Origin of the sequence: Algoriphagus yeomjeoni, assembly GCF_049821175.1 — a bacterium.
Classification (GTDB): Bacteria; Bacteroidota; Bacteroidia; order Cytophagales; family Cyclobacteriaceae; genus Algoriphagus; species Algoriphagus yeomjeoni_A.
The window spans coordinates 1026648-1044359 of sequence record NZ_CP187512.1; the positions used below are offsets into that span (position 1 = coordinate 1026648).

Annotated in this window: 16 protein-coding genes; 7 read left to right on the forward strand and 9 right to left on the reverse strand. The window is 39.7% G+C overall.

The genetic code is table 11. The features are described 5' to 3' along the window. Positions 1–143 precede the first annotated feature (143 nt). Genes ACPUEN_RS04135 through ACPUEN_RS04145 form a run of 3 tightly spaced genes read left to right on the forward strand, consistent with a single transcriptional unit; the run spans position 144 to position 3245 of the window. Positions 144–1088, forward strand: a complete 945-nt coding sequence (locus ACPUEN_RS04135; RefSeq protein WP_425638738.1) for a succinylglutamate desuccinylase/aspartoacylase family protein — start codon at positions 144–146, stop codon at positions 1086–1088. A gap of 42 nt (positions 1089–1130) precedes the next feature. Further along, entirely contained in the window at positions 1131–2276 is a 1146-nt protein-coding gene (gene egtB / locus ACPUEN_RS04140) for an ergothioneine biosynthesis protein EgtB (protein ID WP_425638740.1), read from the forward strand. 3 nt (positions 2277–2279) lie between these two features. Next, positions 2280–3245: an L-histidine N(alpha)-methyltransferase gene (locus ACPUEN_RS04145; protein ID WP_425638742.1), complete on the forward strand. Its 966-nt coding sequence runs from the start codon at positions 2280–2282 to the stop codon at positions 3243–3245. A 46-nt stretch (positions 3246–3291) separates the two neighbouring features. Here ACPUEN_RS04145 and ACPUEN_RS04150 read toward each other — a convergent pair whose 3' ends face one another. Then, complete coding sequence (locus ACPUEN_RS04150) at positions 3292–5022, reverse strand: phospho-sugar mutase (protein ID WP_425638743.1); 1731 nt, start codon at positions 5020–5022, stop codon at positions 3292–3294. A 197-nt stretch (positions 5023–5219) separates the two neighbouring features. Here ACPUEN_RS04150 and ACPUEN_RS04155 point away from each other — a divergent pair, with 197 nt between their 5' ends. Next, complete coding sequence (locus tag ACPUEN_RS04155; protein WP_425638745.1) at positions 5220–6452, forward strand: hypothetical protein; 1233 nt, start codon at positions 5220–5222, stop codon at positions 6450–6452. 119 nt (positions 6453–6571) lie between these two features. On the opposite strand, the gene ACPUEN_RS04160 is transcribed toward ACPUEN_RS04155, so the two are convergent. The 7 genes from ACPUEN_RS04160 to ACPUEN_RS04190 all read right to left on the reverse strand — a co-directional run bounded on the left by ACPUEN_RS04160 (position 6572) and on the right by ACPUEN_RS04190 (position 12795). Next, complete coding sequence (locus ACPUEN_RS04160; RefSeq protein WP_425638747.1) at positions 6572–7525, reverse strand: YihY/virulence factor BrkB family protein; 954 nt, start codon at positions 7523–7525, stop codon at positions 6572–6574. Positions 7526–7601: 76 nt separating this feature from the next. Continuing rightward, positions 7602–8549, reverse strand: a complete 948-nt coding sequence (locus ACPUEN_RS04165) for a mechanosensitive ion channel family protein (protein WP_425638749.1) — start codon at positions 8547–8549, stop codon at positions 7602–7604. A gap of 333 nt (positions 8550–8882) precedes the next feature. Next, entirely contained in the window at positions 8883–9089 is a 207-nt protein-coding gene (locus tag ACPUEN_RS04170) for a hypothetical protein (RefSeq protein ID WP_425638751.1), read from the reverse strand. Between the two features lie 95 nt (positions 9090–9184). Then, entirely contained in the window at positions 9185–10279 is a 1095-nt protein-coding gene (gene hppD, locus ACPUEN_RS04175) for a 4-hydroxyphenylpyruvate dioxygenase (RefSeq protein ID WP_425638753.1), read from the reverse strand. Positions 10280–10355: 76 nt separating this feature from the next. Next, positions 10356–11357 (reverse strand): 1-acyl-sn-glycerol-3-phosphate acyltransferase, encoded by a 1002-nt coding sequence (locus ACPUEN_RS04180; protein ID WP_425638755.1) that lies wholly within the window; start codon positions 11355–11357, stop codon positions 10356–10358. A gap of 31 nt (positions 11358–11388) precedes the next feature. Beyond that, complete coding sequence (locus ACPUEN_RS04185) at positions 11389–12291, reverse strand: bile acid:sodium symporter family protein (protein WP_425638756.1); 903 nt, start codon at positions 12289–12291, stop codon at positions 11389–11391. Continuing rightward, positions 12292–12795, reverse strand: coding sequence for a hypothetical protein (locus ACPUEN_RS04190; RefSeq protein ID WP_425638758.1), 504 nt, complete (start codon positions 12793–12795; stop codon positions 12292–12294). 500 nt (positions 12796–13295) lie between these two features. On the opposite strand from ACPUEN_RS04190, the gene ACPUEN_RS04195 reads away from it, so the two are divergent. The 3 genes from ACPUEN_RS04195 to ACPUEN_RS04205 all read left to right on the forward strand — a co-directional run bounded on the left by ACPUEN_RS04195 (position 13296) and on the right by ACPUEN_RS04205 (position 16734). Then, positions 13296–14666, forward strand: a complete 1371-nt coding sequence (locus ACPUEN_RS04195) for a Gfo/Idh/MocA family protein (RefSeq protein WP_425638760.1) — start codon at positions 13296–13298, stop codon at positions 14664–14666. A gap of 45 nt (positions 14667–14711) precedes the next feature. After that, positions 14712–15587 carry a sugar phosphate isomerase/epimerase family protein gene (locus ACPUEN_RS04200; protein WP_425638762.1) on the forward strand — a complete coding sequence of 292 codons (876 nt, stop codon included), beginning with the start codon at positions 14712–14714 and terminating at the stop codon, positions 15585–15587. A gap of 67 nt (positions 15588–15654) precedes the next feature. Continuing rightward, entirely contained in the window at positions 15655–16734 is a 1080-nt protein-coding gene (locus tag ACPUEN_RS04205; RefSeq protein ID WP_425638764.1) for a PmoA family protein, read from the forward strand. Positions 16735–16813: 79 nt separating this feature from the next. On the opposite strand, the gene ACPUEN_RS04210 is transcribed toward ACPUEN_RS04205, so the two are convergent. After that, on the reverse strand, positions 16814–17692 hold the full coding sequence (locus ACPUEN_RS04210) for an aldose 1-epimerase family protein (protein ID WP_425638766.1): 879 nt from the start codon (positions 17690–17692) through the stop codon (positions 16814–16816). Between the last annotated feature and the right edge of the window lie 20 nt (positions 17693–17712).

Below are 17712 nucleotides of genomic sequence, written 5' to 3' on the forward strand. Positions count from 1 at the left end.
CGGAGACTGCCTTGCGAAATAAGCAAGATTTTGTTCGAATACGAAATGAAATCACCCAATTGAATTTTATTGCATTCAATCGTCCATGTGAAAGTTCTCTCGGTAGCTATCGAGATGGACATTGAAAATCAACTAATATATAGATGAAGGAATTAGTCATAAATGGTGTACGGATCAGACCCGGCCAGTCGATGAATATAGAAATTGCGATAGCTAAACTTCCAACCCACACCCTAATTGATCTCCCAATATTTATTCGCTCTTCCAAAGAGGATGGCCCTGTGGTATTAATTAGCGGTGGAGTTCATGGAGATGAAATAAATGGGGTTGTAACAGCTAAGAGGTTACTGGAAGAAGTAGATGAAGGTCTTGAGCTGCTAAAAGGAACCTTGATTTTTATTCCTCTGGTGAATATTTATGGTTTCTTGTCTAATAGCAGAACCTTTCCTGATGGAAGGGACCTAAACCGTAGCTTCCCTGGCAGCAAAAAAGGATCTTTAGCAGGTAGTATTGCCTATATTTTAAGCAGTGAAATCATACCTCAGATTGATTTTGGAATAGACTTTCATACGGGTGGGCGAATGCTTACCAATTTCCCTCAAGTACGAGTAGACTATAAGGATAAAGTGGCGGTGGAACTCGCTAAGGCTTTTGGAACTCATTATGTGGTGAACTCAAAGTACATAGAGAAGTCATTCAGAAAAGAGGCCTTTAAAGCCAGAAAACACATTCTGGTATTTGAAGGCGGAGAGTCAATGCGGTTGGATGAATACGGTATAGAAGAAGGTGTGAATGGTACTAAGCGGATGTTGGCAAGTTTAGGTATGCTAGCAGATGCTCCAGCGCCGCAAGAAAGTATTTTCTTGAAAGAGAGTAGCTGGGTCAGAGCAAAGGCTTCTGGGATTTTTAACTCTAGTGTGAAGGTAGGTGAGTCCGTCAAAAAAGGCCAAATCTTGGCACGGATTTCGGATCCGTATGGTCATGTGAAAATCCCTGTAAAGGCTCCTACAAATGGGCACATAATAGGAATGAATAATATGCCTGTCATTAATGCGGGAGATGCTTTGGTGCATATCGGCAAGGAATAGTATTCTTAAACCTTTATCTTGAAGCTTAGTTATCAGATGTATATGAACTTATCAGAAACTTTCCATCGTGTAAGAAACCACTCTCTTCACCTATGTAAGAATTTGATCACCGAGGATTTTAGCTTGCAGGCTTCGGAAGAGGTAAGCCCTCCTAAATGGCACTTAGCCCACACAACTTGGTTTTTTGAGCAATTTATTTTGGTGCCAAATGACCCCAGCTATGTGGTAAAACATCCCCAATTTAATTTTCTTTTTAATTCTTATTACAATTCCCTTGGTGCAAGAACAGCACGAAATCAGCGTGGTCTAATGTCCCGTCCATCAGTGGAAGAAGTGAAAACCTACCGAGGCTACGTGGATGCGGCTATGATAAATTTAATCGGCAGACAAGATTCTAAGATTGATGAGCTGGTAACGCTAGGCTTGAACCACGAGCAGCAACATCAGGAATTGTTAATTACAGATTTAAAGTACAGTCTTTGGTTTAATCCGCTGAATCCAAGCGTGATGGATATTCAGGAATATAGTGCTGAACCCAAGTCAAAATGGGTGAATGTAAATGCTGGAGTTTATGAAATAGGCTATAAAGACAAAGATTTCTGCTACGATAATGAGCTCAATCCTCACAAGGTTTATATCAATGATTTTGCCGTTTCAACTGCTTTGGTCACAAATCAAGAATACCTGGAATTTATTGAGGCTGGAGGTTATGAGAATCCAACATACTGGCATGATGAAGGATGGGCTTGGGCCAAAGAGCTTGAAGTAAAAGCTCCTTTATATTGGGAGCAGCAAGACGGAGCTTGGTTTTATTACACGTTGGATGGAATAAAACCAATTAACCTTGATGCTGCTGTCGCTCATGTGAATTTCTACGAAGCCTCTGCTTTTGCATCTTGGAAAGGCGTGAGATTGCCAACAGAATTTGAATGGGAAGTGGCCCAAAGTCAATTTGAGTGGGGAAAACGGTGGGAGTGGACAAACTCGGCTTATTTGCCTTATCCGGGTTTTGAAGTTGCTCCTGGAGCAATAGGAGAGTACAATGGGAAATTTATGATTAATCAAATGGTTTTGCGTGGTGCTTCAGTTGCGACTTCTGAAGGCCATTCAAGACCTACCTATAGAAACTTTTTTCACCCTAAATACAGATGGCAATTTATGGGCATTCGCCTGGCCAAATCACTTTAATTTATGAATGCAAAAAATACCGATTTCGGGACTTTCGCCCAAGACGTAATGCTTGGTCTCAATTCAAGTCCGAAAACTTTACCATCAAAATATTTCTATGACGCTAAAGGAGATAAACTGTTTCAGCAAATCATGGCCTTGCCTGAATATTACCTTACCAGAAAAGAATATGAAGTACTGGAGGGTCAACACAAGCAGATCCTCGCACCAATTCTTGCCTTAGAAAAACCATTTAATTTGGTAGAACTAGGAGCTGGCGATGGGATGAAAACAAAAATCCTACTGAGATACCTTGCGCAATTGAAGGTGGAATTCACTTATTATCCAGTTGATTTCTCCGGTTCAGTATTGGAAGAATTAGAGGAAAGCTTGTCGTCGGAATTTCCATCTATGAAAGTCCATCCAATTCAGGATACTTATAGAGATTCTCTGAAGAAACAAGTTTGGGAAGATGGTAAACCTAACCTGATTTTATTTTTGGGTGCAAATATTGGGAATTTTGGAGTCGATGAAGCTAAAAATATCATAGATCACCTACGAGTAGGAACAAAAAAAGGAGACCTTGTATTAATTGGTTTTGACCTTAAAAAAGACCCACAAATTATTCTGAATGCCTATCACGATGAGCAGGGAGTGACGCGTGAGTTCAACATGAATTTACTTGATAGAATTAACCGTGAGCTGGACGCAGACTTTGACAGAGAGTCCTTTATCCATTGGCCTACTTATGATCCGGTGAGCGGTGAATGCAGAAGCTATTTGGTTTCCCAAAAATCACAGGAAGTCACTATTGGAGCACTAAATCAAACCTTCGAATTTGAAGCGTTTGAGTCGATTTTCACAGAAATTTCCAAAAAGTACAGCTTGTCAGAAATCAGTTCCTTGGCATCATTAGGAGGTTTTGAAGTGAAGGAAAATTTTATGGATTCAGAAGGTTATTTTTCGGATGTGTTGTGGGAAAAGCAATAAAAAAGCACCGATTTCTCAGTGCTTTCATTTTGTGATAGTTAGATTTTTAACTAAAGTATCGCTTCAAGCCTTCTATTCTTTCGTCTAACTCAGCTTCTACTTTTCTGTAGTTATTTATAGTTGATAGCGGAGCATTTACCGAGAAATAATACTTGATTTTTGGTTCAGTACCGGAAGGTCTTGCAGAAATCTTACTTCCGTCAGCGAGGTAGAATTGCATCACGTTGGACTTGTCCATATCCAGCTTTTCTGTCTTGCCGGATTTTACATCTTTTATCGTGCTTTCCTTTACATCAACGATTTTGGCAACTGCAATTCCATTCATTTCTGCAGGTGGATGATGACGGAAATCAGTCATCAAAGCCTGGATTTGCTCTGCCCCATCTTTTCCTTTTTTGGTCACGGAAATCAGCGATTCCTTATAAAATCCAAATTGATTGTAAATCTCCGCAAGCACATCAAAAACGGTCTTGCCCTGAGTCTTATAATATGCGATTACTTCAGCCACCATGGCGCAGGCACTGACCCCATCTTTATCACGGACAAAGTCACCAACCAAATATCCGTATGACTCTTCACCACCGCCAATGAAGGTTTCTTTGCCCTCGAGATCTTTGATAATGGCTGCGATATTTTTAAATCCAGTCAAGACTGAGAAGCATTTCACTCCAAAACCTTCACAAATTCTATCTATCAATTCAGTGGTTACAATCGTGTTAACCATGAATTGTTTTCCATCAAGCTTACCAGCTTTTTTCCACTGACTTAGTAAATAATAGGTAAGCAACGCCCCAGTTTGGTTTCCATTCAATAATTCAAATTCACCAGAAGCATTAGGAACGGCAGCTGCATAGCGATCACCATCCGGATCACAGGCCAAAACCAATTCAGCTCCAACTTCTTTTCCTAGCTTCAACGAGAGCGTCAAAGCCTCCGCTTCTTCTGGATTTGGATAAATTACAGTGGGGAAAGTTCCATCTGGTTCAGCTTGTTCTTTTACGATGTTCACATTGTTGAATCCAAAAGCATTTAATGCTGCTGGAACCATTTTGCCGGAGGCTCCATGAATAGGAGAGAAAACAATCGGCATATCTTTTTGCGCAGCGATAGCCTCAGGAGACAAGCTCAAACTTTTGACAAGCTTCATGTAGATCTCATCAAAGTCTTCTTCTATGTATTGAAAAAGAGCATCGTTCTTATCCCAGTTTACATCATCAAAGGAAGTGATTTTCTTAACCTCATCGATAATGTTTTTATCATGCGGAGCCACTACCTGCGCACCATCATCCCAATAAGCTTTGTAGCCATTGTATTCCTTCGGATTGTGAGAAGCAGTGATCATCACGCCACTTTTGCAGTCGAAATGTCTCACGGCAAAAGATAGCATTGGAGTAGGACGCATTTCTTTAAAATACAGCACATGAATACCATTGGCTGTGAGCACATTCGCCGTGGTCATGGCGAAAAGCGTATTGTTAATTCTGCTGTCGTGAGTGATTGCTACTCGTATTGTTTCTCCTGGAAAACATTTCAGCAGGTAATTAGCAAGGCCTTGAGTGGCCATACCAATCGTGTAAACGTTCATTCTATTCGTTCCAACGCCCATTAGACCTCTAAGTCCACCAGTACCAAACTCGAGATCTTGGTAGAATGAATCTGTTAACTCAGTTGGGTTTTTGTCAATAAGGGTACGGATTTGGGCTTTCGAATCTTCGTCGATATTGCCACTAAGCCAATAATCTGCTTTGGCTAGGATACTAGGGTCTATGGTAGTCATATTTTAAAAATTGTTTAAGTTCTAAGATATAGAAAATCATAAAAAATGCCACCTGTTAAATCGTTAGGTATTGAAGATGTGCATTTTAATTTTTAGAATGAATATGATTTTAATAGCTGCATGCATTCTATTTCTATTTTTTTTAGCAACTAGATTCATTTACTTTTAGACCGATTACAATTTCAAAGGAAAATAAAATGAAGCATAGTGGTGGCCGATTGATTGGCTTATTTGGTCTGTATTTTATCACATTAATCCATACAAATGCACAAACAGACCATAATGTCCAACCTGTTTTTGAACCTGTATCATTAAGCACTCCTGTTTACATACAACCTTTTGATCTCAATGAATCCTTTGATGGCATAATTCAGCTCATCACTCATGACCCACAGTATGATTTAAATGGTTATGCACTGAAATGGTCAATTGAAAAAATTGATGCCTGGAATGGCACACAAACGCTTTTCACAAATAGCATAGCCGTTGGCAAAAACGATATAGGCCTCCGCAACAAGGTTTCCTTGGACCTTCCAGCTAATTGGACAGCAGGAGATTTGCTTAATTTATCTTTGTTAGATAGTAACGCTGTGGTTTTGTATTCTATTTCTGAGCCTATTCGAATGCCAAAAGAAGGAAATCAAAGCTATTTTAAGCAACGATCAGTTCTAGATAATCAAAGGATTCGTGTACGTGAATCTACTCTTGATTTTCAGGTAGTAGTAGGGGAGACCTTGTATATTTTTGGTAAAGAATATGGGAACCTTCAGCTGGTAAAGATTGGAATGAGATTTATCAATTTCAGCCAAAATATTGAGGTCGGTCATTTTTCATCGGCTGTTCAAAAATTAACTTGGAAGCGCCTAAAGGATGGTGCAATTCAGATAAAATCAACTTATCAGGCTAATTCTAACGTCCTTACCTGGACAGTTTTCCCTAATGGAGAATTGAAAATGGAAATTTCCTCTTTAGAATCAATTGCTGATTTGGAGGGAATAGAATTTTCCTTTCCTGCTGAAAAAGTAGAGAAAACCCAATGGATTGGTGAGGGTTCGCATGAGTTGAGTGAAGTCGGTACTTTTGGACTTTGGAGAACTAATCCTGAGGAACTATTAGCAGAATCAACAATTGACTCACGGTTAAAAGTAGCGTTAGGCATACACGCTTTACTGCTAGATACTGATGAAGGTTCTATTGAAGTAAGAAGTGAAACACCAAATATTTTTTTAAGACTCGATCGGGTTGGAGAAAAATTTGATACTATGGAAAATGGCTCGCTGTTAGATTCAGCTTCTGCGATAAATTTTCACTTTAATATTCAAAATGAGTATTCGCAGTATTACTCCTTATCTGAGACAAGAGCTCCTATTGATGTAAAAACTTCTGAAGAAACTCCTCCTCATATGGTATTGTTGATGAGGTTCAATTGAACTGGCATTTTGATAAAACGAAGGTGAAAAAATTGCGATACTTCAGAGATTTTAGCCTCTATTTTACACTTTTTTGACCGAAAGAAATCAGTCTATTTGTCTGGAAGAATTCCCTCATACTAAGCATCCTTTTTCATATCATCCTCGAGATCATCCTCCTCACCTACGGGTAATGGGTCTTTTGGGTCCGGAGTGAAATCACCTTTGAGTACTACTTCTTTTTTTTTTATCCTAGAATAATGCTTTTTAGGAATTATGCCATAACCATATCTAATGGAAAATACTTTGGTAAACTCTGCTCCATAAAAGAAGATTAAACACGAATAGGAAACCCAAAGTAATACCAAAATAACTGATCCTGCGGCTCCGTAGGTAGATCCAGGCTCGGCTGCGCCAAAATATATTCCCAATAGAAATTTAGAAATTGAAAACAGGAATGAGGTCAATAAGGCACCAATCCAAACAGATTTCCACTTGATTTTAGCATCAGGTAAGTACTTGAATATTAGTGCAAACAGAAGAGTAACAACCCCATAGGATATGGCGAAATCTACTACAAAAGCAAATACAACGACAAAGTCCGGTAATATGCTTTTGATAAAATCACTGAAGAATGACAGTAAGGCTGTTAATACAAAACTTATTAGAAGTAAAAACCCTAGCACTAATACAAACCCAAAACTTACTGCCCGTTCGACTAAAGTATAATACCATTTAACATCATCCGTCTGCTTCAGGCCCCAGATTGAATTGATAGAAATTTTCAGGTGAAAGAAAACCCCTGAAGCACCAAAAATAAGGATTCCGATTCCTATAACCGATGCCACTATAGACTTGCCGCTTGTTTGAGTTTCTTCTATCATAGACCTCAGAAACTCTGCAGTCTCAGGTCCTAATGCGGAAGATAACTCATTGGTTAATTGACCTGTTACGATATCCACTCCCCAAATTGCACCTACTGTATTGATCACAATAACCAATAAAGCAGGCATAGAAAGTACTGCATAATAGGCAATCACAGCACTAAGTCTCCAAGGATCTGCATTATTCCATTGCTTGAAACTTTCCAGCATTAAACTGGGGATATGTGTTATCTTAAAACGCGAGGGCGTAATTTTTGTCATTGTTTTTTCAGTTTCCATAAGCTCTTTACTTATTGCTAGAGCCATTCTGTGGAGAAATTGAGAGTCCTGATAGTTGTTTATTCAGCTGTGTCCCACCTTTGATTCCAAAGTCCAACGTACGGATTGGGAATGGAATCGTAATGCCATTTTTATCAAATGCTTTTTTGAGAGTGACAATTGCCTCATTCCTAACTGGTATAAAATCCTTATTGTTATCATTAAAGGCACACCAGATGTTCAATGTGAAATTAATTGAGCTATCACCGAACCCAGTCCAAAAAAGTGTTGGCTCCTCTGACTTTAGACGAGTGGTAACATTCATAGCAGCTTCTAACGCTATTTTTTCTACTTGTTCCAGATCTTCACCATAGCTTACGCCACATTCAATTTGAACTCTTCGTTTTTCAAATTCAGTAAAGTTGGTAAAGCATTCTTGGAATAAATACCTATTTGGAACATATACGATTGGACCGTTGTAGGTCCTTACTTTCGTGACACGAAGGTTGATATCTATTACTTCGCCTTCATGTCCATCGTGTGTCCGAATTATATCGCCGATCTTGTAAGGCTGATTAAAAGTGATATACACACCGGAAATGAAATTGGCAGCAGTATCCTGAAACGCGAAACCTAAAGCCAAGCCAATAATACCCAATCCAGCTAAAATAGATGAAACAGTTTTGGATAAATCCATAGCTGATAAGGCTAGCATGATTCCTAATACAAGTACTCCGATGTATATAAGTTGCCCAAGAAATCTGGAAATAGTTTCATTTGTGCCAATTCTCTGGATATAGGTAGTTGATAATCTCTTTATTGATTTTGCAATAAAAATTGTAGAGACTAGGAGAATTATGGCTAGGACAAAATTCGGTAGGTTACTAATCAGAATATCTAGCCATCCATTTAATTTTTCTAAAAGTTTATTGAATATTTTTTCGGTATCGTATCCTAGAATTTCTGCTATTCTCATATTTCACTTCTTTTTTCTATTTAGGTCAAAAAAACATGCCAAGAAGAAGATTTGAGGATATAGCTGGGGTTTGAGGAGAGATTTGGAGGTTGTAAAGATGGATTAGGTCTTTGGAGTTCACTTAATTGCCTTCTAGAGAACTGAAGTAAGGCTAATCTTTTTTCTTAAGAAAAAATTCTCCTTTAGGTTTAGTTGAATTTCATCTCGCAGTTTGGGAAAATAAAACCCAAATTTGAGATGACCCTAAGATTTCATTGTTCAAGAATAGGATTAAAATGCAAGGATAACTTTCTGGCTTTTTGGATAAGAAAGTTTCTGAAATGCTTTTCTAACTCACTTTTCAAGGGGATTTGCCAGTATTTCTGATGAATTATTACCTAGCCTTCTGATATTCAACAGACCTTCCTTTTGACTTAGATTACTTGCTTTGATTTGTTCTACTTCAATAACCACCACATTTCTTTCCCCATCTATCAATAACCCCCAGACCGAACCCGGAGGCCGAGCGAAATCTAGGCCATTTTGAACTATTGGTAGCATTGTAGAAAATCATTTTGTTTTTAAAATAGTATACCTTTTCCCACAGAATTAAAATAAAAAAAGGCCGGTTTAAAGAAACCGACCTTGCCTTGATTTTATAAATTTCCTCTTAATCCTTGTTCTCGTTCTATGGCTTCGAAGAGTGCTTTGAAATTGCCTTTTCCAAAGGATTTTGCTCCTTTTCGCTGGATAATCTCAAAGAAAAGTGTTGGTCTATCCTGTACAGGTTTGGTGAAAATCTGAAGTAAATATCCCTCATCATCTCGATCCACCAGGATATTCAGATCTTTCAAAGGCTGCAGATCTTCATCTATTTTGCCCACACGATCCAGTAAATCATCGTAGTAGGAGGAAGGGACCTCCAGAAATTCTACTCCTCTTTTTCGCAATTCTGTTACGGTATGAATGATGTCATCCGTCGCAATCGCCATGTGCTGTACACCTGGGCCGCGATAGAAATCAAGGTATTCTTCGATCTGAGATTTCTTTTTGCCAGCGGCAGGTTCATTGATCGGGAATTTGACGTAGCCATTTCCATTGGAAACTACCTTGGACATCAGAGCTGAATATTCAGTTGAAATATCTTCATCGTCAAACGTGATCAGCAGTTTGAATCCCATGACATTTTCATAGAATTCCACCCAACGATTCATTTCACCTAGTTCTACATTTCCTACGCAGTGATCTATGTATTTCAGCCCAATTGATTGAGGAGTATATGCACTTGATCTAGGTTGATATCCTGGTAGGAAAATGCCCGTATAGTTAGTTCTATCCACAAAAGTATGGATGGTTTCGCCATAAGTTTTGATTGAAGATACCACTACATGGCCATGTTCATCACTAATCTTTTTGGGTTCGGAAGCTGATTTTGCGCCTCTTTTGGTGGTCTCCTTCCAAGATTGTTCTGCATCATCCACCCATAGGGCTAATACTTTCACCCCATCGCCATGTTTTTTTATGTGCTCAGCGATTTCTCCCTCTGGATGAAGAGGTGAGGTGAGGACCAGTCTGATTTTATCCTGCTTTAGGACATAGGACGCTCTATCCTTAATACCCGTTTCCGGGCCAGCATAGGCAATCAACTCATATCCAAATGCATACTGATAGTATAATGCAGATTGTTTGGCGTTGCCTACATACAATTCTACATAATCGGTGCCTTTTAAAGGCAAGAAGTCTTGACTCATGGTTAGTTATAATTTGGGTTATTCTCTTCTTTCAAAGTTATAAAATATCCCAAAGAATATTTGGTCAAACCGGTCTTTATTCCTGAGGGTTCTTATTAATGATGACAGAAACTAACGCCATTATCAAAAATGCCAATGCCCAAGAACCCAGCGAGCTGCTCGTTGCAAGCCAGATTAACATTAAATAATAGGCGGGGGCTAGCGCAAAACCTATCAAAAACTTCCATGTAGACGAGAATACTGGATCTTTCACTCCTGGTTTTTTCAATAGCCAAAGCCAGTATAAAGGAAAGTTGAAAATCTTCATCAATTTATTCGTCAATCCTGTTGCTGGTTTCACTGGCTTTGGAACCTGACCAGTTTTCAAAAATACTTCTACATCTTCTCTGGAACTTACATCTACTTGATTTTCAATCAGTTTTTCTAGTTGTGCATCATAATTTTCATCAGGAATCTCGACCACTAGATTTGCAAGTGCTGCTTGGACTGATTTGGTAAGCAAACCAGATTTTGCTGGCGGCATATCCACCGGAATCACTTTTCCTATGCTGACTCTGGCTATACTTCCTGATCTTTTATGTGCGCTATAATCCAAGGCTACCGGCAGGATCACGGGAGTTGTTCCAGGATATTTTTCTTTGAAACCAAAAGCTATTCTGGTAAAACCTTTACTAAGTGGGCGTAGATTTCTGTTTAGACTATGGCTGCCTTCGGCAAAAATAATTACAGATCCGTTTTTACGAAGGACTTCATAGGTTTGGTCAAATGTCCCTTGGTTTTGTTGTATAGTTGAAAATCCATCACGAACCCGGTAAACAGGTAACATGTGGATGAAATTGAGCAATTTGGCTACAAAGGATTTTTTAAAGACTGATGCACGAGTCAAAAAAGAAGGCTTAAGACCAGTGTGAGTAGCTAAAAGGAGCGGGTCAATCAATGCATTTTGGTGGTTTGCAACGAGTAGGATGGGAGTGTTTTTTGGAATGTTTTCCTTTCCTTCGATGACTATTTTATTGAAGTATCCCTTCAAAGAAATCATTACCAGGGTGCGAAGGAATTCATTAATTAAATATTGCATTGATTATTTAGCGTTTCACAGCCTGTTTTATTCAGCTTTTTGATTTCCAAAGACTTGCGATGGTCATACCTGATATTAGATGCCAGATGCCCCACCAAGCCGTAATAATAGCCATTCCGCCAAGGCCATCAAAATATGTAAATATCAAAACTAGTCCCAAACCTGAATTTTGAATGCCAGTTTCTATGGTCATCGTTTTTATATCTGGCAGTGGCAATCTGAAAATTTTGCCAGTAAAAAAGCCTGAGCCTAACGCTACAATATTATGAGCCAGCACCCAAAGGAAAATCTGGGAAATGTACTCGGTGAAGAGATCGAAATTTCCTGCAAAAGCAATGACCACAAAAGCTGCAAAAATCAGAATGCTGAGGGGCTTAAGGATTTTGGAGGCTTTCTCGGCAAAATTAGAAGCGTATTTGTGAGTGAAAATTCCTAAAATTAAAGGGACACCCAGGATCAAGGCTACTGTGATGAAAGTATCGGAATAGTCTAAGCTGATTTCCTTTAGTAATAGCTTGGTGGGAGCATAAAAACTTGCCCACAACGCGAAATTCAATGGCGTGCTGATGATAGAAAGCATGCTGGAAAAGCCTGTCAAACTTACTGAAAGAGCCGTGTTTCCTTTAGCAAGGCTGGTAAGGAAATTGGAGACATTCCCCCCGGGGCAAGCTGCCACGAGGAACATTCCTAAAGCAACTGATGGCGGCGGTTTCATGATCAGGACTAGGCACCAGGTGAGAAATGGCAAGAGAATAAATTGTGAGAATACGCCCAAAAAGAATCCCTTTGGGTTTTTAGCCAAGTATTTAAAATCCTCAAATCTCAGGTCCAACGCTACGCCGTACATGATCAGTGCGAGAGCTAAATTCAGTAATAGTAAATCACTGGGTGAAAAATTCAGCTGGATCGAGTCCAGTTCCGTGTTTGGGTTCATTTAATTGGAAATAGCTTTGCTGAGTTTCTTTCTGAATAATTTCTCCATAGCGAGGATATCTTCTCCGTTTGCAGCCTTGTATCGTTTGCTCACGGAGTTTTGGTTGATGTGAAGGATTTCTCCAATCTGCGCCTGTGTGCGATCTGGATTCGATAGCATTTCTGACATTAATTCACCCGATGATATGGACCAGCTATCCATTTGAATTCCAGCTAGTTTCAGGTAAAGGTTCATCTCGTCATTCCATTCTGCCCAAGGAGAGTTGATTGCAAGGGTGATCATTTCGCCTTTCAGTTGCTCAAATTTTTCTCCTGATCTTACGAACACCTCTCCGTTGCTTTCTGAAATTCTCTCTGCGTCGTGCGTTTTTGCACCTATTCCTATTGCCATACGCACGTCTACAGGAGAGCTTCTTTTATTTTCCTCAGGATAGGGAAGACTTTTTATAAGCGCTTTGATTTGAAGTGCTGCGAGTAAACTTTCGACAGGATCTGAGATTTCCAATTGAAAACTATCACCTCTAAAAATTTCCCATTGCTTTGGAGTCTGTCCCAGTTTTTTAGCAATTCTTTAAAAGGCTTGAGCCAGATATCCTGACTTTTGAGCTCTCGGGAATTGATTATATCACCTGTAATAATTGCTATCATAATTTCAAATATCACCATTTACGGTGATAATCTAAAATATCACCATAAGCAGTGATACTACTACCGTAAATTACATGCGAATGCAAAAGAAAGGAATAGCCAATCCAGTCTAAAACACCTGTCTATCATCTGGCTATCATTAGAATTTAAAATTTTAAAAGTAACTTAAACTAAACCGGAAGTAATAAAGCAATCGTTTGCACAAGTAATTCAGGTGTACAAATAATTACTATTGATTGCTAGAAAGAGAATGTTTAGATTAAAAATTCATAGCTGAAATACTGTATTCTTTTGGAATTAAGGAATAATCAGTCAGGATTCTAAGAAAAAACAATAACCCTATAACCATAACTTGAAATGGAAAAACGAAGAGAGTTCATTAAGAAAAGTCTCTTGGGCACTGCCGGCATAGCCATGGCTGGAATGAGTATGAGTGCCAAATCCTATGCTTCTATCATTGGAGCAAATGAGCGAATCAACATCGCCGTGGTCGGAATCCGCGGACAAGGAAGCAATCACATCAACCAGTGGTGCGCATTAAAAGACAACCGAAATGTAAGGCTGAAGACTCTTTGTGATGCTGACGAACAATATTTCTCAGAGAAATCGAGGGTTGTCATAGACAAAACAGGCATTACCCCGACGACAGAATGGGATGTAAGGAAGGTCTTAGAAGATAAGGAATTAGATGCCCTTTCTATGGCTATTCCTAATCACTGGCATGCGCTGGCTACCATATGGGCTTGCCAAGCTGGAAAACATGTTTACATAGAAAAGCCCGCCAGTCACAACGTCTGGGAAGGTAGAAAAATGGTAGAGGCTGCCCGCAAATATGATCGCAGAGTGCAGGTAGGTTTCCAAAACAGATCAATTGCCAATGTGATGGAAGCGATGGAATTCCTCCACGGAGGAGGAATAGGAGATGTATATATGGCTCGGGGAACTTGCTTCAAGCCACGGGATTCTTTTGGTAAAGTGCCAGATAGTGCTCCTCCAGCATCCTTACACTACGATTATTGGAGAGGTCCGGCAGAGATGATTCCATACAATGAAAAGAAAGTACACTACAACTGGCATTGGCACTGGGCAACTGGAAATGGCGATACCGGTAATCAGGGGCCGCATCAATTTGACGTAGCTCGCTGGGGGATGAACAAGAATGAACATCCTGTTTCTGTATATTCAGCAGGTGGAATTTACGGGATTGATCCAACCGAATGCTCTCAGGAAACTCCAAATACGCAAACTTCAACATTCAAATATGCAGACGGAACTATGCTCGAATTTGAAACGAGAGGAAGATATACTAATGGTGAATCTAGTTTAGACATACATATTGGAAATATTTTTTATGGCACCAAAGGATATTTAGAACTGGATGGTGGGACTTGGAAAGCATTTCGTGAGAAAGAAGCAGAGCCTTTTGCCCAGTCCAAAAAAGAAGCTGCGCCAGCTCCAAGCAATCAAGTCTTGGCAGCACCGGGAGGAGCCGAGCATTATGCCAACTTCCTTGATGCAATCAGAGCTGGGAACAACGAGACGCTACATTGCGACATAGAGGAAGGTTTTAAGTCCTCAGTACTTCCATTGATTGCTAATGTGTCTTATCTAACTGGCCGAGAATTACGATTTGACGGAGCTACTGAAAAATTTGTCAAGGATAAAGAGGCAGATAAAATGCTCACCCGCGATTATCGTGATCCTTACACTGTTCCCAGCAAGGTATAATCTCAACTTTCTACAACTATAATCCTTACAAACACATAAGAGTCAATGAGTAATTCTAGAAGAGATTTTATACAGAAAAGTGCAGCCGCAACTTTGAGCTTGGCTGCTTTGCAAATTCCTTTTGATGCATTTTCCATGGCAAAATCAGGCATGAAATTCGGCATGGTAACTTACCAATGGGGTAGGGATTGGGATTTGCCAACACTAATAGCAAACTGTGAAAAAGCTGGAGTGCTAGGAGTGGAGCTTCGTACCGAGCATGCTCATGGAGTGGAAACAAGCTTGACTGCAGCCGAGCGCGCTGATGTCAAAAAGCGGTTTGAAGATAGTAAAGTGACTTGTTTGGGATACGGAAGCAATTTCGAATACCATAGTCCTGATCCAGCAGTGGTTCGCAAAAACATTGAGGGTACCAAGGAGTACATCAAACTTTGCAAAGACATTGGAGCTACTGGAATTAAGGTAAAGCCGAATAATCTTCCTGCTGATGTTCCTAAGGAAAAAACAATTGCTCAGATCGCTGACTCCTTCAATGAAATTGGGAATTTTGCGGCTGAGCATGGACAGCTGGTTCGAGTAGAAGTTCATGGAAATTTGACACAAGAGCTTCCGAATATGAAAGCAATCTTTGATCAAGTAACAGAACCTGCGGTTAAGATTTGCTGGAATTGCAACGCCGAGGATCTTCTTCCCCCTGGCCTTGAAGCTAATTTCAATTCTGTCAAAAAGTGGTTTGGGGACACCGTTCATGTCCGGGAGTTCAACGAAGGAGATTATCCCTATCCTGAGCTTTTCAAACTGTTCAACGACATCAAGTACGATGGTTGGATCCTATTGGAAGCCCGTACTGAGCCAGCTGATAGAGTAGCTGCTCTTAAAGAACAATTGGCATTATTTAATAAATTAAAAAAATCTAAATGATCAGATAAATTGCTTTTATATGCTCATAAATTATAGTCTAAAACTTTAAATCTAGAATTTACAAACAATGTGCAATCAAAATAAACTCTTTAAATACTCTGCTGTAATTGCCTTATCAGCACTATCTTTTGCATGTGGCGGTGCCGAGGAAAAAGCCGAAGAATCAGACTCCGAACCAATGGAAGACAGAATACAACTGGTTCAAGATGAAGCAGCTAAGAAAGTAGATGTCATCATTGATGGGAAGTTTTTTACTTCTTATATGTACCCAGATTCTCTGGAGAAGCCGGTTTTGTATCCAATCAATACAGCAAACGGTACCGCTATCACCAGAGGCTGGCCAATCACTCCAAGACCAGGAGAACGAGTGGATCATCCGCACCACTTAGGCTTATGGTTTAATTATGGGGATGTGAATGGATTGGATTTCTGGAATAATTCTGCGGCCATAACTGACAAAACTAAGTATGGTCATATTGTTCATAAGTCCATCAATTCAGTCAAAAGTGGAAATGAAGAAGGCGTTCTGGAAGTGAGCCTAGATTGGATGAATGATCAAGGAGAAGTTCTTTTGACTGAGAATACCACATTTATTTTCAGAGGTAAAGACGATCAGAGAACCATTGATCGAATTGCCACACTTACAGCTCCAAATGGAGAAGTGAAGCTGACTGATAATAAGGAAGGAATGCTTGGTCTTCGTACAGCTAGACAACTAGAGCATCCATCCAATAAGCCAGAGATTTTTACCGATGCTTCCGGAAAAGCTACCGATGTCCCTACTATGAATAATGAAGGGATCACGGGCATGTACCTTAGTAGCGAAGGCATCACAGGTGATGACGTATGGGGCACCCGTGGCGATTGGGTAAGCCTAAGCGGTAAGATTGGAGATGAAAATATTTCTGTTGCTATCTTAGATTTTCCGTCTAACCCAGGGTATCCAACCTATTGGCATGCAAGAGGATATGGTTTGTTTGCCGCCAATCCATTAGGGCAAAAAGCTTTAAGTGACGGCAAGGATGAACTGAACTTCAAACTAGCTCAAGGAGAATCCGCTACTTTCAAATATAGAATCATCATCTATTCCAATGAGAACGTAATGGATGGGCAAGTCAACCGAGACTACATCGAATGGGCTAAGTAATTAGACCAGTTCTTTTTCAAAAAAATAGGCTGATCCATAATTTGGGTCAGCCTTTCTTTTTATAAGGAAACCTTTTGATCTAGTCTAATATGGTGATTTCATAGCTTTTAGAGTCACTTTGATGAGGTTCCAATTTTAAGATCCCATCTTTCTCTTCGATTTTTTGGTTGGAGTTGATGCTATCTCCTATACCGAGCCAAGGTTCAATACACACGAAAGGAGCTCCGGGTTTCGCCCAGATTCCTAAGTAGTTGAAATCATCGAATTTAACAGACAGTATTGATCCTCTGCTTTTGTGGCTAAGACTAACTTTTCGAGATTTGAGATTTTTGAAAATCAAGGCATCATTATCGAATAGATTCTTGTTCAGTGGAAGTTTGTCTGTGTTATTCAACACTAATTTTTGATCCAGTCCAATCAATCCGTTTTCTTCAACCAACCAAGTTGAATCTGTTTCTTTCTGATCAAATTCCACAAAATAGTCTTCATATTCTTCTCCATCCTTCAGAGGACAGTTAAAACCTGGATGAGCTCCAATAGAGTAAAACATGGCCTCTTCTCCCAGATTTGAGATGATATGCTCAACTTTTAGAGTCTTGTTTTCTAGTGTGAAAAGTATGTCTAATTGGAATTTGAAGGGATAATTCCGCATCGTTTCTTGATTCCAAGAAAAGCGAAACCGAAGGGTTGTATCCGTTTTCCCAATTAGTTTGGGTTTTGTGGAATTGCGAACCAAGCCATGCTTTGGCATTTCATATTTCTTGCCAAGGATCATAGTATTCCCATCTTTTAGCGCTCCAATTATTGGAAAAAGCACTGGTGCTTGGCCTTTCCAAATGTTGGGGTTTCCCTGCCAGATGTACTCAGCATTTGTATGATTTGATTTGATAGAGCTGAGCTCTATTCCTATCTCATTTACCTCTATGGATAATTCCGAGGATACTAATTTGTGGCGCATAAAATGAAATAACACTGTGC